Raw genomic sequence first — 25,484 nt, forward strand, 5'->3', positions numbered from 1 at the left:
CCGCCCCTACAGAGCCGCAGGTAAAAATTAAAGTCGCGGATGGTAAGATGCGCAGTTGGGCGCTCCCGCTCCCTGGCGGCGGCTTGACAAGAGAGGACTTTTTTGGTATAAAAAGATAGAGATGAACGGGAGCAGGACGGACCAAAAAGCCGTTCTGCTCCCCTGTTCTTCTGCGTGGGAATCAGGAAGGAGGCTTCGACGTGAAGCAGTATGTCGCCGCCCTGGACCAGGGGACCACCAGCAGCCGCTGCATCCTGTTTGACCGGGCCCAGAACATTGTGGGCATGGCTCAAAAGGAATTTACCCAGATTTACCCCCAGCCAGGCTGGGTGGAGCACGACCCCATGGAGATCTACTCCAGCCAGTACGGCGTGCTCAGTGAGGTGCTGGCCCAGACCGGCGTGCCGATTGACGAGGTGGCCGGCATCGGCATCACCAACCAGCGGGAGACCACTGTGGTCTGGGACCGGGAGACCGGGCGGCCTGTGTGCAATGCCATCGTGTGGCAGTGCCGCCGCACGGCGCCGCTGTGCGAGGAGCTGAAAAAGGACGCGGAGTTTGCGGACTATGTCCGCCGGCGCACGGGCCTTTTGATCGACGCCTACTTCTCCGCCACCAAGATCCGGTGGATTCTGGACCATGTACCCGGGGCCCGGGAGGGGGCGGAGACGGGGCGGCTGCTGTTCGGCACCGTGGACAGCTGGCTGATCTGGAAGCTCACCGGCGGAAGGGTTCACGTCACGGACTGCACCAACGCCAGCCGCACCATGCTCTACGACATCGAAAGCCTCCGCTGGGATGAGACCATCTGCCGCCATCTGGACATTCCCATGGGGATGCTGCCGGAGGTCCGCTCCTCCAGCGAGGTCTACGGCACGGTGAACATCCAGGGAGTGGAGGTGCCCATTGCCGGCATCGCCGGGGACCAGCAGGCCGCCCTCTTCGGCCAGGCCTGCTTTGAAGCCGGGGAGGCCAAGAACACCTACGGCACCGGCTGCTTTCTGCTGATGAACACCGGGGAGAAACTGGTCCGCAGCCAAAACGGCCTTGTGACCACCATTGCCGCCGGGCTGGACGGGAAGGTCCAGTACGCCCTGGAGGGCAGCGTATTTGTGGGCGGGGCGGTGATCCAGTGGCTCCGGGACGAGCTCCACCTCATCACCGAGGCCGCCGACAGCGAGTATTTTGCCCGGAAGGTGTCCGGCAGCGGCGGCGTGTACGTAGTGCCCGCCTTCACCGGCCTGGGCGCGCCCCACTGGGATATGTACGCCCGGGGGGCCATCCTGGGCCTGACCCGGGGGGCGGGCCGGGATCACATCATCCGGGCGGCCCTGGAGTCCATCGCCTACCAGACCGGGGACGTGCTCTCCGCCATGGAGGAGGACACCGGCATCCGCCTCAAGGCGCTTCGGGTGGACGGCGGCGCCTCCGCCAACAATTTCCTGATGGAGTTCCAGGCGGACATTGTGGGCCGGTCCATCCTCCGCCCGGTGGTCCGGGAGACCACCGCCCTGGGGGCGGCGTATCTGGCGGGGCTGGCCGTGGGCGTCTGGCGCAGCCGGGAGGAGATCCGCAGCCAGTGGACCCTGGACCGCCGCTTTGATCCTGCAGTCTCCCAACCGGAGCGGGCGCGGCTGCTGGCCGGGTGGCACAGGGCTGTGGAGCGGGCCAAGGGCTGGGAAGAGTGATTGTGAGTTCAGCCGGGCGGGAGCGTCCCGGCGGGGAATAAAGAGAGGTAACAGATATGGATTACGCGAAGGAATCCCTGCGGCTCCACGGGGAGTGGCGGGGGAAAATTGAGGTGGTAGCCGCCGTTCCCGTGGAGACAAAGGACGATTTGTCCCTGGCCTACACCCCCGGTGTGGCGCAGCCCTGCCTGGAGATCCAAAAGGACATTGGGAAGAGCTACGAGCTGACCCGGCGGCACAATCTCTGCGCCGTCATCACCGACGGCAGCGCGGTTCTGGGCCTGGGGGACATCGGCCCGGAGGCCGGCATGCCGGTGATGGAGGGCAAGTGCGTGCTGTTCAAGGCCTTCGGCGGGGTGGATGCCTTCCCCCTGTGCGTGAGAACAAAGGACGTGGACGAGTTCGTCCAGACAGTTTACAACATCTCCGGCAGCTTCGGCGGCATCAACCTGGAGGACATCGCCGCCCCCCGGTGCTTTGAGATCGAGCGGAAGCTGAAAGAAAAGTGCGACATCCCCATCTTCCACGACGACCAGCACGGCACCGCCATCATCACCCTGGCGGGCCTCACCAACGCCTTGAAGGTGGTTGGGAAGAAAAAGGAGGACGTGCGGGTGGTGACCTCCGGCGCCGGCGCGGCGGCCATCTCCATTACAAGACTTCTGCTCTCCGCCGGGTTCCGGCACATCACCATGTGCGACCGCAAGGGCGCCATTTACGCAGGCCGGGAGGGCCTGAACTGGATCAAGGAGGAGATGGCCCAGGTGACCAACCTGGAAAAGCGCTCCGGCACCCTGGCGGAGATGCTGGCGGGGGCCGACGTGTTCATCGGCGTGTCCGCCCCGGGCACCGTCACCGCGGACATGGTGCGGACCATGGCAAAGAGCCCCGTTATCTTCGCCTGCGCCAACCCCACGCCGGAGATCTTCCCCGACGAGGCGAAGGCCGGCGGGGCCGCCGTCGTCGCCACCGGCCGCAGCGACTACCCCAACCAGATCAATAATGTCCTGGCCTTCCCCGGCGTGTTCCGGGGGACCTTTGACGTGCGGGCAGGGGACATAAACGAGGAGATGAAGATGGCCGCCGCCCACGCTCTGGCGGAGCTGATCTCCGACGAGGAGCTCAGCGCGGACTACATCATCCCCAAGGCCTTTGACAAACGGGTGGGGCCCGCCGTGGCCAAGGCGGTGGCGGAGGCCGCGAGAAGGTCCGGCGCGGCCCGGATCTGAGAGGGGCGATGTTGGTGCAGCACGATGTGACCCTGAATATTCACCATTCCGCGCCGGAGGAGATCTGGCGGAGAGTCGGCGGCGTTTACCAGTCAATGCCCTATTGGGCCGGGAACGCCCGGGGGCCCCGCTGGACCGGCGGAGAGATTGATCTGTGGGCGTCTGTCGAACCGGGCGGCCTCCAGATCGCGGGCGCTATGCCGGAGGAGATTTGGAGGGAGTGGTATGGCCGGCTGAAAGCCGCCCTGACGGACGCCCTGGGATATGAGATCGGCGAAGTGGCGGACGGATATGATTTTATATATTGGGAATAGGGCGGCCCGCCTCCCGGCAGCCGGCGATTTTTGAATCCCTCTGAGGGAAACGCTCCTGATTCTAAGACCACACATGGAAAGGATGGTTCATAATGACTGCTTATTCCAAGATGACCCCCGCGGAGCGGGAAGCGGAATACGCCCGGCTCCAGGGGGAGTTTGAGGCCCTCAAGGCCCGGGGACTGACGCTGAACATGGCCCGGGGCAAGCCCAGCAGGGCCCAGCTTGACATGGTCTCCGACATATTCGGCCTGATGCAGAGGCCCGAGGACTACATGTCCGACGGCATCGACGTGCGCAATTACGGCGAGCTGCGGGGTCTGCCAGCCGCCCAGCGGCTGTTTGCGGATATTCTGGGCTGCAGGCCGGAGCAGGTGTTCGTGGGCGGAAACGCCAGCTTGCAGCTGATGTACGACACCGTCGCCAAAGCCTACACCCACGGCCTGCTCCACAGTCCCCGCCCCTGGTGCAAGGAGGAGACGGTGAAGTGGCTCTGTCCTGCCCCCGGCTATGACCGCCATTTCAAGGTGACGGAGAGCTTTGGCTTTGACCTCGTCACCATTCCCATGACCAGCGAGGGCCCGGATATGGACGCCGTGGAGGAGGCCGCGAAGGACCCCGCTGTCAAGGGCATCTGGTGTGTGCCCAAGTACTCCAACCCCGACGGCATCATCTACTCCCAGGAGACCATCCGCCGCATCGCGGCCCTGCGGCCTGCCGCCCCGGACTTTTTGGTGATGTGGGACAACGCCTACTGCATCCATGAATTCGAGGGGGAGTACGTGGAGTTCCCGGACATCCTCTCCCTCTGCGCCCAGGCGGGGAATCCGGACATGGTCTTTGAGTTCGCCTCCACCTCCAAGGTGACTTTTCCAGGCGCTGGAATCTCCTGCTTCGCCTGCTCCGAGGCCAACATGGCCCACATGGAGAAGCTCCTCACCGCCCAGGTCATCAGCTTTGACAAGGTGAACCAGCAGCGCCATGTGCTGTATCTCAAGGACAAGGCCCACACACTGGCGCTGATGAAGAAGCACGCCGCCATCATGGGGCCCAAGTTCCGCTGTGTGGTGAACACCCTGGACCGTGAGATTGCCCCGCTGGAGATTGCCTCCTGGCAGCGGCCCAAGGGCGGGTATTTCGTCTCCCTGAACGCCATGCCCGGCACGGCGAAACGGACGTTGGCCCTGTGCAGGGAGGCCGGAGTTACCATGACCGGCGCGGGAGCCACCTTCCCCTATGGGAAGGACCCCCAGGACAGCAACATCCGCATCGCCCCCTCCCTGCCTCCGGTGGAGGAGCTGGAGCAGGCCATGGCGGTGTTCTGCGTGTGTCTGAAAATGGCGGCCCTGGAGAATCTTGCTCTTTCTTCAGAGAAAAATTAAAACCTGTATTCACGGGCGGGGAATATCGGATGGGCGAGGTATTTTGCTCCCGCAAGGCAAAAAATCGCAGGAATACCGGATGTGTTTCAAGATTTATAACGCAGCAGGGCGGCAAAAGGCCCGGCCAGACGGCGTTCAGCGCCTGTGAATGAAGAGCAAAAAGAGCTTTTGCGCACCATGGAGATTTGGAGAACGACCCAGTCTCTGCGACGCAACTTCAATTGGAATTTGGGGTAAGAATATGAGATACTACGGCAGCGTATACCGCCCGCCCTCCGAGGCCCGGAGCCTCATCGTTCAGGTGACCTACGGGTGCAGCCACAACACGTGCGCTTTTTGCAGCATGTACAAGGAAAAGCGCTTCGCCCTGCGGCCGCTGGAGGAGGTGCTGGAGGATTTCCGCCTGGCCCGGCAGGTCTACCGCCATGTGGATAAGGTGTTTCTGGCGGACGGCGACGCGCTGGTCAGGAAAGCCGGTGAGCTTTACACCATTTTGGACACGGTCCGGGAGCTGTTCCCGGAGTGTGAGCGGGTCACCAGCTATGCCTCCCCCGCCAGCATCCGCATCCGGACAGAGGAGGAGCTGGGAAGGCTTTGGGAGAAAGGGCTGACCATGGTTTACATGGGTTTGGAGTCCGGCAGCGACGAGGTTTTGACCCTGATGCGCAAGGGGCACCCGGCGTCGGAGATCGTGGAGATGGGGCAAAAGGCCCGCCGGTGCGGCATCGCCCTGTCCGTCACTGCCATCACGGGCCTGGGAGGGCCGGAGCTGCTGGAGCGCCATGCCTTGGACACCGCCGCCGCCTTCAACGCCATGAACCCGGAGTATATCGGGATGCTGACGCTGATGGTGGAGCCGGGAACGCCTCTGTACGACTGGGTCCATGACGGCAGCTTCCGCCTGCTGGACCAGCGGCAGGTGCTGGAGGAGACCCGCCTCCTGGTGGAGGGGCTGGACAGCCCCGGCAGCGTGTTCCGCATGAACCACGCCAGCAACTACCTGGCCCTTCGGGGGACGCTGAACGGGGACAAGGACGCCATGCTGGCGGAGATTGACCGGGCGGAGCACGACCTGAGCCGCCTGCGTCCCGAGTCCTGGCGCGGATTATAGGCGCGGTGAAAAAAGTTAAAGTTTAGGGCCGCCCTTTTCAAAGGGCGGTGGGGGTGCGGGGGCAAAGCCCCCGCGGGTCCGGGTGAGCCCGGCAGTTATGGTGCACAGCAATCTCCAAAATTACGGACAAAGACGCCAAAGGCGGCGCCCCAACGATATCGGTTGCGAACCCATCTCGCAATCCCCTGTAATTTTGAATCCCGTCATAGCAGGAAAATGAAAAGGGGCAGAGCCGCCGTCTCATTCCATGAGACGGCGGCTCTGCCCCTTTGCTCAAAACTTCTTATCAATTGCGGTCTCGCAGTAGGCGCAGCGGTAGGTGTGCTTTTCCGGGTCGCTGAGAAGGAACACGGCGTCCAGCTGGGGCTCCGCCGTGGTGATGCAACGGGGATTTTTGCATCGGATGACGTTCACCAGTCTTTGGGGCAGCTCCAGGTGCTTTTTCTCCTTTAGCTTCCCGTCCCGGATGATGTTGACGGTAATGCTGGCGTCAATATAGCCCAGGACGTCCAGATCCAGGTCCATGGGATAGTCGATCTTGATAATGTCTTTTTTGCCCATGTGGCCGCTGCGGGCGTTTTTGATGATGGCCACCTGGCAGTCCAGGCGGTCCAGATGCAGGTGCTTGTAGATCTCCATGCTCCTGCCGGCCTGAATGTGGTCCAGGACTACGCCGTTGGAAATGCTGTCAATATTCATACCGTAAAACCCTCCTCAGACGTGAATGTCCAGCAGCTTCAAAATCAGCGCCATGCGGATGAACTTGCCGTTTTTCACCTGCCTCCAGTAGGCCGCCCGGGGATCTTTGTCCACGGCCACGGCGATCTCGTTGACCCGGGGCAGGGGGTGGAGGATGGACAGGTCCGGCTTTGCGCTTTGCAGCTTCTCCGGCGTCAGGATATAGCTGTCCTTTAACCGCAGGTAGTCCTCTTCGTTGAAAAACCGCTCCTTCTGGACCCGGGTCATATACAGAATGTCCAGCTGAGGGATAACGGACTCCAGGTCCGTGGTCTGGGTGTAGGAGATGCCCTTGGACTTGAGGGACTGCTCCTTGACATACCGGGGCAGTTTCAGCTCCTCCGGGGAGATCAGCACATAGTTGATTTCTCCGTACCGGCTGAGGGCGTTTACCAGGGAGTGGACGGTGCGGCCGAATTTCAGATCGCCGCAGAAGCCGATGGTGAAGCTGTCCAGCCTCCCCTTCTCCCGGTGGATGGTCAAAAGATCCGTCAACGTCTGGGTGGGGTGGTTGTGGCCGCCGTCTCCGGCGTTGATGATGGGGACCTCGCTGAACTGGGCGGCGGCGTAGGGCGCGCCCTCCTTGGGGTGGCGCATGGCGATGATGTCGGCGTAGCAGCTGACGGTGCGGACTGTGTCGCCCACGGTCTCGCCCTTGGCGGTGGAGCTGGAATTGGCCTCGGAGAAGCCCAGCACGCTGCCGCCCAGGGCCAGCATGGCGGACTCGAAGGAGAGGCGGGTGCGGGTGGAGGGCTCGAAGAACAGTGTGGCCAGCTGCTTGTGGGCACAGGCGTCCTGGTACTTGGCGGGGTTTTCGATGATGTCCTCTGCAGCGGCAATCAGCTCGTTGATCTCCGTGACGGACAGGTCGATGATGTCGATGATGTTTCTGGGCATATGGGCCTCCGTTCGTTAAAAGTTTCGCCCGCCTTTTCAAAGGCGGCGGGGGTGCAGGGGGCGGCGCCCCCTGCCGGGGTCCAGGGGCAGCGCCCCCGGAGGTCGCTGCGGCGAAAATGCCGATCGATGGGTTTACAAATTTAACGTCACCCAATCCAGCTCTCGTCAGAGGGATTCGCCCGGAATTTTTTCAGCCGGTCGATGTCCTCCGCCCGGATCTTTCCCTCCTGGGCGGCGATTTCGCACACCGCGTCGAAGTTGGAGAGGCTGTAATTCGTCACATTGGCCGCCGCCAGGCGGTCCAGCCCCTTCCGGAGCCCGTAGGTGAAGATGGACACGATGCCCAGGACCTCCGCCCCGGCCTCCCGCAGAGCCTCCACAACTTCAATGCAGCTCCCTGCCGTGGAGATCAGGTCCTCCACCACCACCACTTTCTGTCCGCGCTCCAGCTTTCCCTCAATGCGGTTCTGGCGGCCGTGGTCCTTGCTGCCGGAGCGGACATAGCCCATGGGCAGGCCCATGAGGTGGCCCACAATGGCGGCGTGGGCGATGCCGGCGGTGGAGGTGCCCATCAGCACCTCCGCCGTGGGGTAGTGGGTGCGAATCAGGTCCGCCAGCCCCTCCTCCACGTGGGTGCGGACGGCGGGGGCGGTGAGGGTCAGGCGGTTGTCGCAGTAGATGGGGCTCTTGATGCCGCTGGCCCAGGTAAAGGGCTCATCGGGCCGGAGAAAGACCGCTCCAATGGAGAGCAGGTCGCGGGCAATGGTCTGTTCCAGGGTCATAGGAAAATCCTCCTTCTTTATGGTTCCGATGAAAGGGGCAGGGATGCCAGCGGGGCTTCCAGGACGTAATGATACCTGCCGTCGGAGACAATCAGGCACAGGTTGTCCTCCGTCAGGTAAAAATTTTTGCCCTCGTCATAGGTCAAAGACTCCGTAAACCGGGATGCCAGCTCCTCCAGCGGGGGAAGGTCAAACCAGTTCCCAAGGGCTGTGAACGCCTCCGGGATAAGCCGTTCCAGGTCCCCAGGGCTGTCAAAGCTCACAAGATCGGAGAGCAGGACGCGTTTGTCTTCTGTGCGGTCAATGGTCACGGCGTACTCGTTGGAGGCCGGATGCGCGCCGCCCTGGGTAATGGCGCAGAAGAGAAACGCCGCTGAAAAATACCGCGCGTCATTTCGTGTGACCTCGTAATCCACAGTGACGGTGGTGTTGGGATACTCCGTAAGGGCCTCCATGGTCCACCCGTTGTACGCGGCCTGACGGATCAGCTCCGCGGCGCCGTTCCCATTGGACTGGTAGTAGTCGGGATAGTCCACAAACACATAGACGCCCTCGTTGGAATCAATATAGTAATCGCTGATCCGGCAGGGGCTGACCGTGTTGCCGGAGTCGTACCGGACAGTGCCGCGCACGGCCTGCGGGGAGGCAGGGGAATCCGGTGGGGCCGCCTCCTGCGTACCGCAGCCGGCCAGAAGAAGCAGGAGCAATACCGGCAAAAGCAGTGACGGACGGGTCATTACCCCAGAAATTCCCGCACCGCCCGGCGGTAGGCCTCCACCGGGTCCGGCGCCTGGGTGACGGGACGGCCCACCACGATGTAGTCGCAGCCGCTCCTGCCGGCCTTTTCCGGCGTCATGATCCGCTTCTGGTCCCCCACGTCGCCGCCGGCAAAGCGGATGCCCGGAGTGACGGTGAGGAAGTTTTCGCCGCAGCGCTCTTTCACCAGCGCCGCCTCCAGGGGAGAGCAGACCACGCCGTCCAGGCCGCACCGGGCGGCGTTTTGGGCGTAGGAGAGCACCGTCTCCGCCATGGGGGTGTCAATGAGCAGCTCGTCTTTCAGGGCCGCGGCGCCGGTGGAGGTCAGCTGGGTGACGGCGATCAGCAGGGGCCGGGTGCCGTCGGGCCGGGTGAGGCCCTCCAGAGCGGCCTTCATCATCTCCGACGCTCCGGCGGCGTGGAGGTTCACCATGTCCACGTCCAGCCGGGAGAGAACGGCCATGGCCCGCTTTACTGTGTTGGGAATGTCGTGGAGCTTCAAATCCAGGAAAATTTTGTGTCCCCGGGCCTTCATCTCCCGGATGATGGCAGGCCCTTCGGCATAGTAGAGCTCCATGCCGATCTTCACAAAGGGCTTCTCCCCGGCGGGGAAGCGGTCCAGAAAGGCCAGGGTCTCCTCTCTGGCGGGAAAGTCCAGGGCGATAATCACGTCGTCAGCCATGGTGCGCGCCTCCTGTCAGTTCAGAAATTTTTGTCACGCCCAGCCGCTTACAGACGCCGGGCAGGTCCTCGATGATGGTCTTGCAGGCATAGGGGTCTATCAGGTTGGCGGCCCCCACCTCTACGGCAGCGGCTCCCGCCAGCATCATCTCCGCCGCGGTCTCGGCGCTGTCCACGCCGCCGCAGCCGATGATGGGGATCTTCACCGCCTCGTACACGTCCCACACCATCCGCACTGCCACGGGGAAGACGGCGGGGCCGGAGAGACCCCCGGTGCGGTTGGCCAGGATGGGCCGGCGGGTGTTCAGGTCGATGCGCATGCCCAGCAGGGTGTTGATGAGGCACAGGCCGTCGGCGCCCTCGGCCTCGCAGGCCCGGGCAATTTCCGCGATGTCGGTGACGTTGGGGGTCAGCTTCATGAAAACCGGCTTCTTTGTCACGGTCCGCACCGCCCGGGTGACCTCCGCGGCGGCTTTGGGATCGCAGCCGAAGTTCTTTCCCCCGGCGTGGACGTTGGGGCAGGAGATATTGACCTCCAGAATGGCCGCCTGTTCCACATCCTCCAGTTTCCGGCAGTTCTCGGCGTACTCCTCCAGCGTAAAGCCCCCCACGTTGGCAATCACCGGCCCGTGAAAGAGTTTGGCGATGCCGGGGACCTCCTCCCGGATCACGGCGTCCATGCCGGGGTTCTGGAGGCCCACGGCGTTGAGCATTCCGCCGGGCGTCTCGGCAATGCGGGGCTGGGGATTGCCGCTTCGGGGGGCGGCGGTGGTGCCCTTCCAGGAGAAGGAGCCCAGGATGTTCAGGTCATAGATTTCCGCGAACTCCCGGCCGTAGCCGAAGGCGCCTGAGGCGGGAATGATGGGGTTTTTCAGCGTCACGCCCGCAAGATTGACCGACAGATCTACCATACGATCTCCTCCTTTTGGAAGACGGGCCCGTCCTTGCAGACCCGGCGGGGGCCTCCGGCCGTGGGGATGGAGCACCCCACGCAGGCTCCGAAGCCGCAGGCCATACGGGCCTCGAAGCTGAACTGGCCGCCGGTGACGTTGGGCAGGCCGTGGACGGCGCGCAGCATGGGGGTGGGACCGCAGGCCAGGACGTAGACGTCCTCCGGAAAGTCCCTCAGTACGTCGGTGACAAAACCCCTGGCGCCGATGCTCCCGTCCTCTGTGGCAATCCGCAGGTCCATGTTCCATGCGGCGAACACCGCCTGGTAGAAGGACTCCTCCGCCGAGCGGTAGCCCAGCACCACCGCGGGGGTTTGCCCCTGCTCCCGCATGCGGATGGAGAGACCGACCAGCGGCGCGATGCCGATGCCGCCGCCCACCAGGACGGTGTTTTTTCCGGCCGCCTTCGACGGGTCAAAGCCGTTCCCCAGGCCGCTGAGCACGTCCAGCTCTGTGCCGGGGGCCATGCGCACCAGCTCCCGAGTGCCTTCGCCCGCCTCTTTTACCAGCAGGGTAAGCTCGTCCGCCGTCCAGTTGCAGACGGAGATGGGGCGGCGGAGAAACCTTCCCGGCAGGGCGATGTTTACAAACTGCCCCGGCGCCGTGACGGCAGAGGTGTCCCCGGCGAGGACCAGCTCCCACACATCCCGGGTGAGCTTATGTGTGCGGACAATAGCAAACTTAGATTGCTTCACTGCAGGACCTCCTCCGGATTTTGCAGATTGTGGTACGCGATCTCCCCGCCGCAGATGGTCAGGGCCACGGCGGCAGAGACGCCCCAGCCGTCGAAGGGCGTGGAATGGCCCAGGGAGCGGAAGGAGCCGCTGTCGACAACGCCGGGCCGGTTCAGGTCCAGCGCCGTCAGGTCTGCGATCTGGCCCGCCGCGATGCGCCCTCCCGGCAGGCCGAAGATGCGCCGGGGGTTGACGCACAGGGCGTTCAAAAGCGTCTCAAAGGGCACGGCGCCGGTCTCCACCAGGTTGGTGTACAGCACGGGAAAGGCGCACTCCAGCCCCACGATGCCGTTGAGGCTGCCTCGAAGGCCCCTGGACTTCTCCTCCGCGGAGTGGGGGGCGTGGTCCGTGGCTACGCAGTCCACCGTTCCGTCCAGCAGGCCTGCGATCAGCGCCTCCCGGTCCGCGGAGGAGCGGATGGGGGGATTCATCCGGAAACGGCCCTCGTCCAGCAGGTCCTCGTCGCAGAGGACCAGATAGTGGGGCCCGGTCTCGCAGGTCACCGGCAGTCCCTCGGCCTTGGCCGCGCGAACAAGAGCCACACTCTCTTTGGTGGAGACGTGGCAGACGTGGTATTGACAGCCGGTCTCACGCACCAGCCCCAGGTCCCGCTCCACCTGCCGCCACTCGCTGGCGGGGTCGTTGCCCGGCAGGCCGTTTCGGCGGGCAAAGTCCCCGTCGTGGACGGCCCAGCCCTTTTGCAGCAGGGACTCGTCCTCACAGTGGGCCGCAATGGGCCTGTTCAATTTTTTGGCCAGCGCCATGGCGCGGCGCATCATCTCCTCCGACTGGACGCCCCGCCCGTCGTCGGAGAAGCCGGGGACATGGGGGGCCAGGGCGGCGAGGTCCGCCAGCTCCTCGCCCCGCTCCCCCCGGGTGACGGCCCCGTAAGGATAGACCCGGATTTTGGCGTTTTTCTCAATGATGTCCAGCTGGGCCCGGAGATGCTCCGGGATGTCGGGCACCGGGTTCAGGTTTGGCATGGCGCACACCGCCGTGTACCCCCCGGCCGCCGCCGCCGCGGTGCCGGAGAACACCGTCTCCTTATAAGAAAATCCAGGCTCTCGAAGATGGACGTGGACATCAACGAAACCTGGAACCAGACAGCGGTTATGCAGTTCAATGACGGAAAAGCCTTCCCTTGGAAGGGCGGGGGAAACGGAAACAATACGGCCGTCGGAGATGGCGACGTCCAGATTCTGAAAGCGTCCGTCCAAAAAGACGGCCCCGCCGGTCAGCAGCAGATCCATACGCGGACTTCTCCCTCCTTTTTTCCTTTTGCTCGAAGAGATATACTACCGGATTGCGGCGGAATTGTCAACAGTTACATTCCGAAACTTTCCAGAATCCTCCGCGGAATTTTTGTTGCAAAGTTCCAAGATTATGATATAATACCCACTGAGAGAAAATTCTGGCCGCCGGAAGGCGGCGTCCCGTCCGCCCTGGCGGGGCGAGAGGGGGCCGCGCTGAGGCTGTCCCCTGATTTTATGACGAGAAAGGATGTCATACTATGCGCAAGAGCATCAACAAGATGGTCGGATACCGGGTGATTGCGGCGCTGCTCTCCGTGGTGCTGTTCAGCGCCGTTACGACGGTGAACATCATGCGGATCAAGCGGGCCGAGGCGGAAAACGCCGAGGCCTTCGCCCTGCTGAACCGTGCTCAGACCGCCGAGGCGGCGCACTACAAGTGGTCCAGCGGCCTCAGCAACGCCCTGTACGCCGGCAAGGACTTCACCGGCAGCATCGACCCCACCACCTGCGTCCTGGGCCAGTGGCTCTACGGCGAGGAGGGCACGGACGACGAGAAGATCCTGGCCCTCCGCGCCCAGATGGAGCCGCTGCACAAGGAGCTCCACGAGTCCGCCGTCAAGGTGCTGGAGATGCTGGAGACCAACGCGCCCCGGGCCCAGTCCTACTATCAGGAGACCATTCAGGCCAACCTCACCACCCTGGTGGGGCTGCTGGACCAGGTGATTGAGGAGGCGTCGGCCATGAGCGAGGAGAGCATGGCTGCGGTGGAGAACATCACGCTTTTGATGAATATCCTGTGCCTGGTCTGCCTGGTGCTGGCGCTGGCGTGCCTGCTGAGCCTGGTGCAGTATGTCCTGCGCCGTGTGGTGCGGCCCATTCTGGAGATCACCCGGAACACCGCTCCTCTGCAGGAGGGCCGGCTGGACCTGGAGCTGGGCCGGTACGGCAACAACGAGCTGGGCGACCTGTCCGCCACACTGGAGAAGTCCATGGCCCAGGTCCACGCCTACGTGCAGGACCTGAACACTGTGATGGACCAGCTGTCCCAGGGCAATTTCGACGTGCGGACCTCCCAGCCCTACATCGGGGATTTCAAGTCCATTGAGGACTCCCTCAACAGCTTTACCGCCACCATCTCCGCCGCCCTGGGCAAGATCAGCCAGGCCCAGGGGCGGGTTTCCAGCAACGCCGACCAGCTCTCCAGCGGCGCCCAGGCCCTGGCCCAGGGGGCCACGGAGCAGGCCAGCGCCGTGGAGGAGCTGTACGCCACGGTGGACGATCTGAGCAAGAACGCGGCTCAGAACGTGAAGATCGCCGCCTCCGCCCAGGAGAACGCCCGCCTCACCGGCGAGCAGGTCACCATCTCCAGTCAGCAGATGGACCAGATGATCTCCGCCATGGCGGACATCACCAACGCCTCCGAGCAGATCAGCAAGATCATCGCCACCATTGAGGACATTGCCTTCCAGACCAACATCCTGGCCCTGAACGCCGCCGTGGAGGCCGCCCGGGCCGGCAGCGCCGGCAAGGGCTTCGCCGTTGTGGCCGACGAGGTGCGGAACCTGGCCGCCAAGTCCGACCAGGCCGCCAAGGCCACCAAAGACCTGATTGACAACTCCGTCCAGGCCACGGAGCGGGGCAGCCAGATCGTGGAGGAGGTCTCCGCCACGCTGAAAAAGACCCTGGAGCTGGTGATGCAGTCCAACAGCGCCATCGGCGAGATCGCCCAAGCGGTGGAGGGCGAGGCGGAGTCCATTGCCCAGGTCACCGAGGGCATTGGTCAGATCTCCGCCGTGGTCCAGACCAACTCCGCCAGCAGTGAGGAGTCCGCCGCCGTCAGCGCGGACCTGTTTGAGGAGGTCCACAAGCTGGAGGCGGAGACCAAGCGTTTCAGGCTCCGGGCGGACAGCACCGGCGCCATGGGCGCCTACTGAGCGCTTACATAGGCAAAAGGGAGCCGCGCCTGAAAGACGCGGCTCCTTAAATTTTGCGGATATATTAGAAACGGTATCGTGGAATGATGGATGGACGAGGGATCTCCGCGCCGGCCGAGGCAGACTGGATGTATTTGAAAAAAATTAACGAAGAACGGCGCAAAAAGACCCGTTCGGACGGCGTTTTACGCCGGCAGCCTCTTACATAAAAATGATCTTCCAGGCGCACCACACCAGCAGCAGGGCCATGACCACGTTAATGGCGGTATTGAACCGCTTGTACAGGGGAAAGAGTATGGTGCCCACGGTGGCCCAGATCAGGTTTCCGGTGGCGGCGCAGCCGGCCATGGTGGCCGCGAAGCCCAGGATCATGGGAACCTGGAAGCCGTGGGGCAGGATGTAGCCGGAGTAGGCGGCGATGCCCAGAGAGAGGATCTTGACGTTCAGAAACTGCAGGAGGAAGCCGTTGACATAGGTGAGGGGGGCGGTGCTGTCCCCGTCGGCGGAGCCGGTCTTGCGCAGCAGGGTGCGGTAGGCAAGGTACAGGATGTAGGCCGCGCCGACGTATTTGGCGTAGGGGACGACCTGGGGGACCAGCTCGCCCAGCCAGGCGCAGCCGAAGCCGCAGATCAGCATGACCGACAGCAGGCCGGTCCAGATGCCGAAGATCAGGGGCAGGCACTTCTTAAAACCGAATTTGCTGGTGCAGCTGAGCAGGAGAATGTTGTTGGGGCCGGGGGAGAAGGTGGTGGCGCAGGCGTAGGCCGCCAGCTCCAGAAAGACCGCTCCGGGCATGGAGAATCTCCTCTTTTCTGTCTGGATTCGCCGCCCCTTTGCAGAGGAGGCGGCGCTCGTATGATGTTAGCACCGGGGTTCGGGAATGTCAAGCGGGTTTTTGCCGCACTTTGACAGCGTCTCTTGCCTAAAGCGGCCGTATGCGGTATACTGTACCGGTAAACTGGAGAAAGGAGCCTCCCCGTATGAGCGCTCAGAAAAAGAAAAAAACATTGGACCCCGCCTCCCGGCAGGCGGAGATGGAGGGCGCGCGCCTCTTCGGCAAACACGTGTCCAAAACCAAGGGCCGGCTGCTGCTGGCGGTGACGCTGGTGTGCTGCGCCCTGCCCGTCAATCTGGGTCTGCGGCTGTGGGAGGAGATTCCGGAGATCGTGGAGACCGGCCTGATCGGCATGGACGGAAAGGACGACTCCCTGCCCCGGTGGGCTGTGGTGTTCGCCCTGCCGGGACTGATGTGCGTGCTGGACCTCCTGGCCCACTACCAGCTGTTGGTGAACCAGAAGCGCATGACCGTGCCCAAGGCCCACGTCCGTCTGGTGGGCCGGTGGGGCTTTCCCGTCATCTCTGTGCTGTTCTGCGGCGGCATGATGCTCCAGTCCGCGGGGCGGGCGTGGGGCCTGCCCTTTGCGGCTCCCTGCGTGCTGGGCCTTCTTTTGCTGCTCCTGGGCTCCCACATGTGGGACTGTCCCCGGGACTCCCGGGTCTCCCTGGGATTTGCCCTTGCAGGACGGCCCGGGGCGGACTGGAACGCCGTCCACCAGTTCACCGGCGGCGTCTGGCTGGCGGCGGGGCTGGCGGCCATCGCCGGAACCATGGCGGGGGTGTCCTGGGTCGCGGCGGTGTGCGGCGCCCTGGCACTGATTGTCCCCGGGATCTTCGTTTGGCGGCAGAGGTGACGGGTCCGTGAGAGAGTGGAGGGACGATATGTCGGACTGGCGGCTGCGGCAGGAGAATCTGGCGGAGCCGTTTCCGTGCGTCTATCCCCGGATGCCGCCCCGCTTCCGGCGGTGCCGCGCCTTTGCAAGAGGGGCGTTCCTGCTGGAGTGGGGCTCGGTCCTGGCGATGATTCTGGGGAGCGCTGTCGGAGGCGGCGGGATGCTGCTCCAAGGAGAAGAGGCGCTGCTGGAGGGCTGGGCGGCCATGCTGACAGTTCTGGCGCTCTTTGTGTCTCTGCCGCTGTACTTTCTCAGCCGGCTGCTGCGGAATGCGCCAAGATTTTATTGGCGCTGTCCCCGCTGCGGGCTTCCGTTTCCGTATTACGCGCCTCCGCCGCTGCGGGGGATGGATGTTCTGAGAGAGGCGGATTGCGCGTATACGATGAAGCGTCTCCGGATCAAGTATGTGAAAGAGAAATTCTGTCCGCTGATTGTTCCGTCAGAGTGCCCGGAGTGCAGGGCGAAATTTTGGGATACACCGGACGCCCTCCCTACCGAAGGCCGGTGAGCCGAAGCCGCGGAGGACCGGCGCGGCAGGAAGGCGGCTCTGTCCGGATGGCGGCGGTTTTGGGGCTTCGGCTTTCAAAACCGCCGCTTTTATTATAATATTTCTCTCGTTGACACCAAATGGGTTTGATGGTAAGATGGCCTTACCAGAAGGGGGGGAGAGGATATGCGGCTGGAAAAAATTCAACACGCGCTGCCTAAAATACCGGAGCTTGTGATGCAGACGCTGATTACCGCCATTGACCGGGGAGATGTCAAAGTGGGCCAGGAGCTCCCCTCCGAGCGGGACCTGGCGGAGATGCTGGGCGTGGGCCGGGGCTCCCTGCGGGAGTGCCTTGCCATTCTGGAGTTCCTGGGCGCCATTGAGAACAGGGGAAACCGGAAGGTGGTGATCCGGGACGCGGACTATATTCAAAGGTCTATCTCCTTTGTCCGGGTGTCCAACAAGCCCAACATCCAGGAGGACTTCGGCGAGTTCCGCCGGATCAACGAGGTCGCCATCGCGGGGCTGGCCAGCCAGCGGGCCACGGAGGAGGATCTGGCGGCTCTGGCGGAGGCGGTCCGGATGCTGGAGAGCAACCCGGACGACTATATGAACGACCTGCGGTTCCATGACGCTCTGGCCATCGCCAGCCATAACATGATGCTGGCCGCTACCATTCACCTGGTCAACAGCATGATCGCCGACATCCGCGTCCGCTTTTTCGGCAGGCCGGACTACCAGCGGCGCAGTCAGGAGTCCCATATTGCCATCTATGAGGCGGTGCGGGACCGGGACGAGGAGCGGGCCAAGCGGGAGATGGACCGCCATCTCAAGATCGTGGAGGACTTCGCCCGGAAGTATCCGGATCATTAGGCCGTGTTTGAAAGCGGCAGAGCGCCTTTCCGGCCTGGTTTGTGCAAACTGTTGGGAATCCGGTGCTTTTTTTGGCGTTTAGACTTTTTTAAGACGCTTGACGAACGGCCCGAAAGCTGGTATTGTAAGAATACCGGTTGGATGGTATGACCAACAGACCGCCAGACCGATTCGGCGCAGGCAAGAATAAGGAGATACCATAATGTCAGTGACATATCTGGAGACCGGGTCGCAGAATCCGTATTACAATTTGGCCTTTGAAGAGTTCGTGCTGACGCACCGGCTGGACGGGGAGTACCTGCTCCTTTGGCAGAACGACAACACCATTGTGGTGGGGCAGAACCAGAACACCGAGGCGGAGATCAACCGTGAGTTCGTGGAGGCCCACCACATCAACGTGGTCCGAAGGACCACTGGCGGCGGCGCCGTGTACCACGACCTGGGAAACCTTAACTACTCCTTCATCACCGGCGCGGGCGACGCGGACCGGCTGACTATGGAGCGGTTCACCCGCCCTGTGGTGGAGGCGCTGCGGGGTCTGGGGCTCCAGGCGGAGGCCTCGGGGCGCAACGACATCCTGGTGGATGGGAAGAAGGTCTCCGGCACGGCCCAGCGGCTGGTGAAGGGACGCATCCTGTACCACGGGACCATGCTCTTTGACGCGGACTCGTCCATGGTGGCGGGCGCGCTGCAGGTGGACCCCAGTAAGTTCCAGTCCAAGAGCGCCAAGTCCGTCCGCAGCCGCATCGGGAATATTCGCCCCGCCCTCGCCCGGGATATGGAGCTGGGGGAGTTCTGGGAGTATCTGAAAAATACCCTGGCGGGAGGCGGCATGACGGCGGGCAGTCTGACGGCGGAGGAGCTCTCCGCCGTGGAGGAGCTGAAACGGACAAAGTACGACACCTGGGAGTGGAATTACGGCCGCTCTCCCCAGTATGACCTCATAAACAAGCGCCGCTTTGAGGGCGGCGGACTGGAGGTCCGGGTCCAGGTGAAGGAGGGCCGGATCACCGGCATTGTGTTCTACGGCGACTTTTTGGCGGTCGCTCCCCTGGACGGCCTTACGGCCGCGCTGGAGGGGTGCGCATTCCGCCGCGAGGCCGTGGAGGAGGTGCTGGACAGATTCTCCCTGGGAGAGCTGTTCGGCGGCATTGCGAAAGAAGAGATCCTGGAGACCATGTTCTACGTGAGTTGAGCTTTGGCAGACCTTTTTTTGCCCTGGGGCAAAAAAAGAGGACGCATTATGCGTCCTCCAGGGTTTCCTGCTGAAAGGGCTCCAATAAGAGCCGGACGTCCGTGCCCTCCAGCAGCGGCGCGGACTTGAGGGCGGCGGCCCGGTAGCCGTAAATGTCGTCCCCGGAGAAGGGGAGATGACACACCAGAAGCGTTTTGGGCCGGATGTGCTCCTGGACAAAGCGCCGCCCGCGGGGCAGCGTCAGCCAGGGGAAGTCCAGAATGGCCAAATCAATGGGGCCGTCCTCCTGTAAAAACTCCGCCAGCTCCGGGGCGCAGAGCCTGCAGTCCCCGGTGATGAGGACCCGGAAGCCCCGGGATTCCAGGATGCAGCCGTAGTGGGGCTTGTCCGCGTAGCGGGGGCCTTCGTGGGTGAGGCGGATAAAGTCCAGCGTCAGGTCCGGCAGATGTACCCGCTCCCGCCGGCCGGAGAGCAGGGCCTGTCCCGGAAAGCGGTCCTCCGGAAGGACAATCTTCGCCTGGGGCCAGAGGTCCAGCGCCTCCCGGGCCATCCACTGGGAGAAGTGGTCCGGGTGGCAGTGGGTGAAGAACAGCAGGTCCGGCTCGGCAAAGGCCGGGTGGGTCCGCATGGCGGCCCAGAGGGCCGGTGTGACGGTGGAAAATCCCGGGACCTTCTCGTCGTGGAGGGCGTCCACCCAGAGGCGGAGCCCGCCGAAATCCAGGGATGCGCCGGCGTTGGCGCTGAGGGTTACTTGACAGCGGGACATAGAGAGCCTCCGTTTCATCGGCTCCGGCGGGACCGGACGCCGTGGGAATGGGACTATTATAGTATGGTTTTCCCAAAAGGAAAATGACAAGATCCCGACGGGAGGGTATTTTCGTCGGAATCGAAAAAATCACGGCGGACGGCGGCGCCTCGTCTGTGAAAAGCCACCAGGGGGTGAGCCCCCGGAGAGAGAAATCCACAAACAGAAGGACCGAGGGATGTTTCTGTGGAGCGGCGGCGCGGGGGCGCCGGCCGCAGTATAAAGGAAGGGAATGGTTTAATGAAAATCTACAAAAAGTTCATGAATATCATTGCCGCCGTTGAGAAGGTCGTTCTCAGCGTGGTATTGGTAATCGTGACCGCGATCACCTTCGCCAATGTGGTGGTCCGGAAGCTGACCAGCAGTCAGTTTGCCTGGTCGGAGGAGCTGGTCATCAACCTGTTTATTCTGCTGATTATGCTGGGCTGTGCCCTGGCGGCCCAGGAGGGCAGCCTCATCAGCCTGTCGCTGATCTACGACCGGCTGCAGACCGGCGCGAAAAAGGTCTTTATCACCATCATCAGCGTGTTCAACCTGGTCTTCTGGGGCGTGCTCATCAAAACCGGCTTCGACAAGGTCATCAACCAGATGGACACCGGCAAGCACACCTCCTCCCTGAACTGGCCGGAGTGGGTGTTCACCATCTTTCTGCCCATTGGCGCCATCTTTCTGGTGCTGCACACCATCGAGTTTTTTATCACCAACGTACTCGGCGACGGGCTGAAGGCGGGAGAGGAGGACGGCAATGATTAATCTGATCCTGTTCGGCAGCTTTTTCGTGATGCTGTTCTTGAATATCCCCATCTGCGTGAGCCTTGGCATGAGCTCCATCTTCGCCATGCTCTTCTCTGGCGACAAGCTGTCCATCGTGCCCACTAACGTTTACAGCAGCATGGCAAAGTTTCTGCTGCTGGCCATCCCGTTCTTTGTGCTCTCCGGCAACATCATGGCAAAGGCCGGCATCTCCACCCGTCTGGTTCAGTTCATTGACGACTGCATCGGCCACCGGCGGGGCGGCATCGCCATCGTCTGCGTGGTGGTGGCCTGCTTCTTCGGCGCCATCTCCGGCTCCGGTCCCGCCACCGTGGCGGCCCTGGGCATCATCCTGATCCCCGCCATGATTAACCGCGGCGGCTTCTCCGCCGCCTTCTCCTCGGCCATGATGGCGACGGCCTCGTCTATCGCCATCGTCATTCCGCCCTCCATCGCCTTCGTGGTCTACGCCTCCATCACCGGCGTGTCCGTGGGCGACATGTTCATGGGCGGCATCCTCCCCGGCATCATGATGGGTCTGGCCCTGGTCATTATTATCATGATCGAGGTGCGGCGCAAGGGCTTGCCCGCCTCCCGGGAGAAGGCCACCTGGGGCGAGCGGTGGAAGTCCTTCCGCACGGCCTTCTGGGGCTTTTTGATGCCCGTCATCATCCTGGGCGGCATCTACGGCGGCATCTTCACCCCCACCGAGGCGGCGGCTGTCTCCGTGGTGTACGGATTGATCGTGGGCCTTTTCATCTACCGTGAGGTCAAGATCAAGGATCTCTTTGACCTGCTGGTGGACTCCGGCAAGACCACCGGCGGCATCATGCTCATCATCGGCGCGGCGTCCCTGTTCTCCTACATCTGCACCGTCCATGGCATCTCCAAGGCCGCTCAGGCGCTGCTGCTCAACGTGGCTGGCAACAAGTATGTCTTCCTGATTATCATCAACGTCATCTTCCTGATTGCCGGTTGCTTCGTGGACGCCAACTCCGCCATGTATATCTTTATCCCCATCATGTACCCCGTGGCCCAGCAGCTGGGGATTAACCTGGTCCACTTCGGCGTCATCGCCACTGTGAACCTGGCCATCGGTCAGGTAACTCCGCCTGTGGGCGTGAACCTGTTCGTGGCCATCGGCGTCAGCGACAAGCTCACAAACATCAAGGACAAGACCAAGGTCACCATAGAGACCATGTCCAAGGCCGTGTGGCCCATGATCGTCGCCTGCGTCATCGCGCTGCTGCTGGTGACCTACATCCCCTTCTTCTCCACCGTGTTTTTGAAGGGCGTGTGATTGGATCTGCCATCACGAAAGTGATCTCAGATAAACGCAACTGTAAATTTTAAGGAGGAAAACCAATGAAAAAGTTTCTTGCACTGCTCATGACTCTGGCCATGTGCCTGTCTCTGGCCGCCTGCGGCGGCAATGACGGCGGCGGCAGCACCCCTGCCAACAACGACACCCCCGCCAACAACGATACCCCCGCCCCCAGCGACGGCGGCGCCACCGAGTTCCCGAAGATGACCTGGAAGTACACCTGCTCTGCCACCGAGAACACCTGCTGGGCCGACATGGGCCGCGACTTCGGCCAGATGGTCAGCGAGGCCACCGGCGGCGCCATCACCGTGGAGGTCTACGCCGCCGACCAGCTGACCTCCGGCAACCAGACCGAGGGCATCCAGGGCGTTATGGACGGCACCATTGAGCTGTCCGCCCACTCCAACATCATCTACTCCAACTTCGACAAGCGCCTGAACGTGGTCTCCCTGCCCTTCCTGTTCGACTCCTTCGACGACGTTGACGCCAAGCTGGACGGCGACGCCGGCAAGGCCGTGGGCGAGGTCGTGGAGTCCATGGGCCTGCACCTGCTGGGCATCGCGGAGAACGGCTTCCGTCATCCCACCAACAGCAAGCGTCCCATCGAGAAGTTGGCCGATATGCAGGGCCTGAAGCTCCGCGTGGCCGGTTCCGACCTGCTGAACGCCGAGTATGCCGCCTGGGGCGCCAACTACACCAACGCCAACTGGTCCGAGGTCTACACCGGCCTGCAGACCGGCACCTATGACGGCCAGGAGAACCCCCTGCCCACCGCCAACGGCGCCTCCATTCAGGAGGTTCAGAAGTACGTCACCTACTGGACCGGCGTGTATGACTGCATCTTCTTCACCATGAACGGCGAGCTGTACAACTCCCTGTCCCCCGAGCTGCAGAAGATCGTTGACGAGTGCGGCCTGAAAGCCGCCCAGAATCAGCGCGCTCTGGAGCGTCAGGGCGACCAGGAGGTGCTGGAGGCCTGGAGGGCCGCTGGCGTCACCGTTTCCGAGCTGACCCCCGAGGCCGCCGAGGAGTTCCGTCAGGCCGCTGCCGGCATCTATACCGATCCTCAGTTCGTTGACATGATCGGTCAGGACCTGATTGACGTGTTCACGAAATAATCTGAGGGGATACCCAATTTGAATGACGCTCTACCGGAGTGCGTTCCCCCTGACAAACGACTCGTTTTAAGGTTGCGTTAGAGAGAAAGCACGTGGCGGCAAATGCGCCGCGTGCTTTCTCCATGCCCAAATTTTCCAAAATTTTATGCAATTTATACAAAAATAGAGGGTAAAATATGGACAATAATAATAACAACAATATTCAGATGGCCGAGGGCAAGCTGGGACGGGTCGTGGTGCTTCGGCTGAAGCCGGGCACGGACGTTCTGCTGGGGCTCCAGGAGGCCTGCGAAAAGGCGGGCATCAGCAACGGCGTGATCCTCAGCGCCATCGGCAGCCTTGCCCATGTGCGCTTCTGCGATCCCATTGAGATCGCAGAGAAGCGGGCGAAGTACGGCTACGGCGATCCCCTCCAGCTGGATGGGCCCATTGAGCTGCTCAGCGCCAGCGGCATCATCTGCCACGACGACAGCGGCGCCGTCAATCTCCACGTTCACGTGGACCTGGCCGACCAGGACGGCAGGGCCTACGGCGGCCATCTGGTGGAGGGCACCAAGGTGCTGCTGACCACCGACGCGGTGATCGGGGAGATCGAGGGCGTGGATATGCGCCGGAAGATGGACCCGGAGCTGGAGGTGCCGCTGCTCTCTCCCCAGCAGCTCTGAGCCCCGCCGGAGCGTATGACTTGAAGATCCCGCCCCATGGGCGGCCCCGCCGCGGGGCCGTCCCGGGGACAAGATACATTTATGGAAAGGCGTGAAAACATTGGCTAACAAGAAATACTCCAAGGAACAGCTGACTGATTTTTACCGCACGATGGTGCGCATCAGGACCTTCGAGGAGAAGGCCGCCGAGTGCTTCACCAAGGGTATGCTGGCCGGCAACATCCACCTGAGCATTGGGCAGGAGGCGGCCGCGGCGGGCGCCTTTGCCGCCATCCAGCCCCAGGACTACTTCACCTCCACCCACCGGGGCCACGGCCACGCCATCGCCCGGGGCATGGATCCCAACCTCTGCATGGCGGAGCTCTTCGGCAAGAAGACGGGCTACTGCCAGGGCAAGGGCGGCTCCATGCACATCGCGGACATGAAGAAGATGAACCACCTGGGCGCCAACGGCATCGTAGGCGCGGGCCAGGGCATCTCCGCCGGCAGTGCGCTGGCCTCCAAGATCCTGGGGGACAACGCCGTCACCGTTGGGTGCTTTGGCGACAGCTCCACCAACGAGGGCACCTTCCATGAGAACCTGAACATGGCCGCCGCCTGGAAGCTCCCCGTGGTCTGGTTCATTGAGAACAACTGCTACGGCGTGTCCACCGAGATCCACCGTGTCACCAACACACCGGATCTGGCGCCCCGCGCCGCCGCCTACGACGTGCCCTTCGCCGTGGTGGACGGCACCGACGCGGTGGCCGTCTACGAGGCCATGGTGAAGGCCATGGACCATGCCCGCAGCGGCAAGGGTCCCTACGTGGTGGAGGCCAAGGTCTACCGCTATCAGGGCCACTACTGCGGAGACCCCGCCGTGTACCGTCCCGACGAGTACATGGAGAAGGCCCTGGAAAACGACGCCATTGAGAAGATGGGCAGACGCCTGATGGAGATGGGCGTCGCCGCCGAGGAGCTGGAGGCCATCAAGAAGGCCGCCGACGACGAGATGAACGCCGCCGTGCAGTTTGCTGTTGATTCCGAGTATCCCGATCCCTCCGAGGCGGTGACGGATGTCTATGCCTCTGACAACGAAAGGTGTGTGGCAAGATGAGCAAGAAGATTACCGTCAGCAAGGCCATTGGCGAGGCCCTGCACGAGGAAATGGTCCGTGACGACAAGGTGTTCATCATGGGCGAGGATATGGCCGTTATGGGCAACGTGTTTGCCATCACCCGGGGCTTTTTGGAGGAGTTCGGCCCCAACCGGGTGATCGATACGCCCATCAGTGAGGAGGGCTTCTGCGGCATGGCCGTAGGCGCGGCCATGCGGGGCATGCGTCCCGTGGTAGAGCTGATGTATGACGACTTTGCCACCGTGGCCGCCGATCCCCTGCTGAACCAGGCCGCCAAGATGCGCTACATGAGCGGCGGGCAGGCCACCGTTCCCATGGTGCTCCGGGCCCCCATGGGCGCCGGCCGCCGCAACGCCGGCCAGCACTCCCAGTCCCTGGAGAACTTCTTCTGCCACTTCCCCGGATTGAAGGTCATCGCCCCCTGCTCCGCCAAGGACGCCAAGGGTATGCTGAAAACCGCCATCCGGGACGACGATCCCGTCATCGTGCTGGAGCACAAGCTGCTGTACGCCAAGAAGGAGGAGATCCCCGAGGAGGAGTACCTGATCCCCCTGGGCCAGGCCGATGTGAAGCGGGAGGGCAGGGACCTGACCATCATCACCTGGAGCCGTGAGGTCAACTTCTCCCTGGATGCCGCTCAGACCCTGGCCGCCGAGGGCATCGACGTGGAGGTGCTGGACCTGAGGAGCCTGGTGCCCCTGGACTGGGACGCCATCGTGAAGTCCGTGTCCAAGACCCACAACGCCGTCATCGTTTCCGAGGAGGTCAAGCGCGGCAGCTACGCCGGCGAGATCTCCGCCCAGATCGCCGAGGAGCTGTTCGACGAGCTGGACGCCCCCGTGGAGCGGGTGTGCGGGCTGAACATCGTGCCCCCCTTCAGCCCCACTTTGGAGGACGAGAACTTCCCCCACCCCGACACCATCGTCAAGGCCGTCAAGCGCGTGCTGAACAAGTGAGGAGGGTGA

At 62.8% G+C, this 25,484-nt stretch carries 26 protein-coding genes; 16 read left to right on the forward strand and 10 right to left on the reverse strand.

The genetic code is table 11. The features are described from left to right. The first annotated feature begins 200 nt into the window (after window positions 1–200). From glpK to C816_RS00855, 5 genes are all read left to right on the forward strand, one after another. Window positions 201–1,688 carry a glycerol kinase GlpK gene (glpK, locus tag C816_RS00835; RefSeq protein WP_016320502.1) on the forward strand — a complete coding sequence of 496 codons (1,488 nt, stop codon included), beginning with the start codon at window positions 201–203 and terminating at the stop codon, window positions 1,686–1,688. 56 nt (window positions 1,689–1,744) lie between these two features. Next, window positions 1,745–2,917: an NAD(P)-dependent malic enzyme gene (locus C816_RS00840; protein ID WP_016320503.1), complete on the forward strand. Its 1,173-nt coding sequence runs from the start codon at window positions 1,745–1,747 to the stop codon at window positions 2,915–2,917. 26 nt (window positions 2,918–2,943) lie between these two features. Next, window positions 2,944–3,231, forward strand: coding sequence for a hypothetical protein (locus C816_RS00845; RefSeq protein WP_242832086.1), 288 nt, complete (start codon window positions 2,944–2,946; stop codon window positions 3,229–3,231). Between the two features lie 92 nt (window positions 3,232–3,323). After that, window positions 3,324–4,613: an aspartate aminotransferase type Ic gene (locus tag C816_RS00850; RefSeq protein ID WP_016320505.1), complete on the forward strand. Its 1,290-nt coding sequence runs from the start codon at window positions 3,324–3,326 to the stop codon at window positions 4,611–4,613. 241 nt (window positions 4,614–4,854) lie between these two features. Continuing rightward, entirely contained in the window at window positions 4,855–5,724 is an 870-nt protein-coding gene (locus C816_RS00855; protein ID WP_016320506.1) for a radical SAM protein, read from the forward strand. A 273-nt stretch (window positions 5,725–5,997) separates the two neighbouring features. Here the strand turns inward: C816_RS00855 and C816_RS00860 are convergent, their stop codons facing one another. From C816_RS00860 to C816_RS00895, 8 genes are all read right to left on the reverse strand, one after another. After that, window positions 5,998–6,423 carry an aspartate carbamoyltransferase regulatory subunit gene (locus C816_RS00860; protein WP_016320507.1) on the reverse strand — a complete coding sequence of 142 codons (426 nt, stop codon included), beginning with the start codon at window positions 6,421–6,423 and terminating at the stop codon, window positions 5,998–6,000. 15 nt (window positions 6,424–6,438) lie between these two features. Next, the gene (gene pyrB, locus C816_RS00865) at window positions 6,439–7,359 is read right to left on the reverse strand and encodes an aspartate carbamoyltransferase (RefSeq protein ID WP_016320508.1); all 921 of its coding nucleotides are present in this window, start codon (window positions 7,357–7,359) and stop codon (window positions 6,439–6,441) included. Window positions 7,360–7,505: 146 nt separating this feature from the next. Next, a complete protein-coding gene (pyrE, locus tag C816_RS00870; RefSeq protein WP_016320509.1) occupies window positions 7,506–8,141 on the reverse strand; it encodes an orotate phosphoribosyltransferase in 636 nt (211 codons plus the stop codon). A gap of 17 nt (window positions 8,142–8,158) precedes the next feature. After that, entirely contained in the window at window positions 8,159–8,878 is a 720-nt protein-coding gene (locus tag C816_RS00875) for a hypothetical protein (RefSeq protein WP_016320510.1), read from the reverse strand. Further along, window positions 8,878–9,579 (reverse strand): orotidine-5'-phosphate decarboxylase, encoded by a 702-nt coding sequence (pyrF, locus tag C816_RS00880; RefSeq protein ID WP_016320511.1) that lies wholly within the window; start codon window positions 9,577–9,579, stop codon window positions 8,878–8,880. The genes C816_RS00875 and pyrF overlap by 1 nt, the downstream gene beginning before the upstream one ends. Further along, complete coding sequence (locus C816_RS00885; protein WP_016320512.1) at window positions 9,572–10,489, reverse strand: dihydroorotate dehydrogenase; 918 nt, start codon at window positions 10,487–10,489, stop codon at window positions 9,572–9,574. Before C816_RS00885 ends, pyrF begins: the two co-directional genes overlap by 8 nt. Beyond that, complete coding sequence (locus C816_RS00890; protein WP_016320513.1) at window positions 10,483–11,223, reverse strand: dihydroorotate dehydrogenase electron transfer subunit; 741 nt, start codon at window positions 11,221–11,223, stop codon at window positions 10,483–10,485. Before C816_RS00890 ends, C816_RS00885 begins: the two co-directional genes overlap by 7 nt. Next, on the reverse strand, window positions 11,220–12,512 hold the full coding sequence (locus tag C816_RS00895) for a dihydroorotase (RefSeq protein WP_016320514.1): 1,293 nt from the start codon (window positions 12,510–12,512) through the stop codon (window positions 11,220–11,222). The genes C816_RS00890 and C816_RS00895 overlap by 4 nt, the downstream gene beginning before the upstream one ends. Before the next feature lie 260 nt (window positions 12,513–12,772). Between C816_RS00895 and C816_RS00900 the strand changes: the two genes are divergently transcribed. Then, on the forward strand, window positions 12,773–14,449 hold the full coding sequence (locus C816_RS00900) for a methyl-accepting chemotaxis protein (protein WP_016320515.1): 1,677 nt from the start codon (window positions 12,773–12,775) through the stop codon (window positions 14,447–14,449). Between the two features lie 201 nt (window positions 14,450–14,650). Here the strand turns inward: C816_RS00900 and C816_RS00905 are convergent, their stop codons facing one another. After that, entirely contained in the window at window positions 14,651–15,244 is a 594-nt protein-coding gene (locus C816_RS00905) for a LysE family transporter (protein ID WP_016320516.1), read from the reverse strand. Between the two features lie 185 nt (window positions 15,245–15,429). On the opposite strand from C816_RS00905, the gene C816_RS00910 reads away from it, so the two are divergent. The 4 genes from C816_RS00910 to C816_RS00925 all read left to right on the forward strand — a co-directional run bounded on the left by C816_RS00910 (window position 15,430) and on the right by C816_RS00925 (window position 18,737). After that, window positions 15,430–16,140 (forward strand): hypothetical protein, encoded by a 711-nt coding sequence (locus tag C816_RS00910; RefSeq protein ID WP_016320517.1) that lies wholly within the window; start codon window positions 15,430–15,432, stop codon window positions 16,138–16,140. A gap of 28 nt (window positions 16,141–16,168) precedes the next feature. Continuing rightward, entirely contained in the window at window positions 16,169–16,687 is a 519-nt protein-coding gene (locus C816_RS00915; RefSeq protein ID WP_016320518.1) for a hypothetical protein, read from the forward strand. A 165-nt stretch (window positions 16,688–16,852) separates the two neighbouring features. Then, complete coding sequence (locus C816_RS00920; protein ID WP_016320519.1) at window positions 16,853–17,542, forward strand: FadR/GntR family transcriptional regulator; 690 nt, start codon at window positions 16,853–16,855, stop codon at window positions 17,540–17,542. A gap of 202 nt (window positions 17,543–17,744) precedes the next feature. Continuing rightward, a complete protein-coding gene (locus C816_RS00925; RefSeq protein WP_016320520.1) occupies window positions 17,745–18,737 on the forward strand; it encodes a lipoate--protein ligase in 993 nt (330 codons plus the stop codon). A 46-nt stretch (window positions 18,738–18,783) separates the two neighbouring features. On the opposite strand, the gene C816_RS00930 is transcribed toward C816_RS00925, so the two are convergent. Continuing rightward, window positions 18,784–19,503 (reverse strand): MBL fold metallo-hydrolase, encoded by a 720-nt coding sequence (locus tag C816_RS00930; protein WP_016320521.1) that lies wholly within the window; start codon window positions 19,501–19,503, stop codon window positions 18,784–18,786. Between the two features lie 279 nt (window positions 19,504–19,782). On the opposite strand from C816_RS00930, the gene C816_RS00935 reads away from it, so the two are divergent. From C816_RS00935 to C816_RS00960, 6 genes are all read left to right on the forward strand, one after another. Further along, window positions 19,783–20,295, forward strand: a complete 513-nt coding sequence (locus C816_RS00935) for a TRAP transporter small permease (protein ID WP_040654512.1) — start codon at window positions 19,783–19,785, stop codon at window positions 20,293–20,295. Next, window positions 20,288–21,595: a TRAP transporter large permease gene (locus C816_RS00940; protein WP_016320523.1), complete on the forward strand. Its 1,308-nt coding sequence runs from the start codon at window positions 20,288–20,290 to the stop codon at window positions 21,593–21,595. Before C816_RS00935 ends, C816_RS00940 begins: the two co-directional genes overlap by 8 nt. 65 nt (window positions 21,596–21,660) lie before the next feature. Next, a complete protein-coding gene (dctP, locus tag C816_RS00945) occupies window positions 21,661–22,737 on the forward strand; it encodes a DctP family TRAP transporter solute-binding subunit (protein WP_016320524.1) in 1,077 nt (358 codons plus the stop codon). 176 nt (window positions 22,738–22,913) lie between these two features. Then, window positions 22,914–23,402: a PPC domain-containing DNA-binding protein gene (locus tag C816_RS00950; protein WP_016320525.1), complete on the forward strand. Its 489-nt coding sequence runs from the start codon at window positions 22,914–22,916 to the stop codon at window positions 23,400–23,402. 91 nt (window positions 23,403–23,493) lie between these two features. After that, complete coding sequence (locus C816_RS00955) at window positions 23,494–24,498, forward strand: thiamine pyrophosphate-dependent dehydrogenase E1 component subunit alpha (RefSeq protein WP_371254339.1); 1,005 nt, start codon at window positions 23,494–23,496, stop codon at window positions 24,496–24,498. Further along, a complete protein-coding gene (locus tag C816_RS00960; RefSeq protein WP_016320527.1) occupies window positions 24,495–25,475 on the forward strand; it encodes an alpha-ketoacid dehydrogenase subunit beta in 981 nt (326 codons plus the stop codon). Before C816_RS00955 ends, C816_RS00960 begins: the two co-directional genes overlap by 4 nt. The last annotated feature ends 9 nt before the right edge of the window (window positions 25,476–25,484 follow it).

The organism is Oscillibacter sp. 1-3 (assembly GCF_000403435.2).
Classification (GTDB): Bacteria; Bacillota; Clostridia; order Oscillospirales; family Oscillospiraceae; genus Oscillibacter.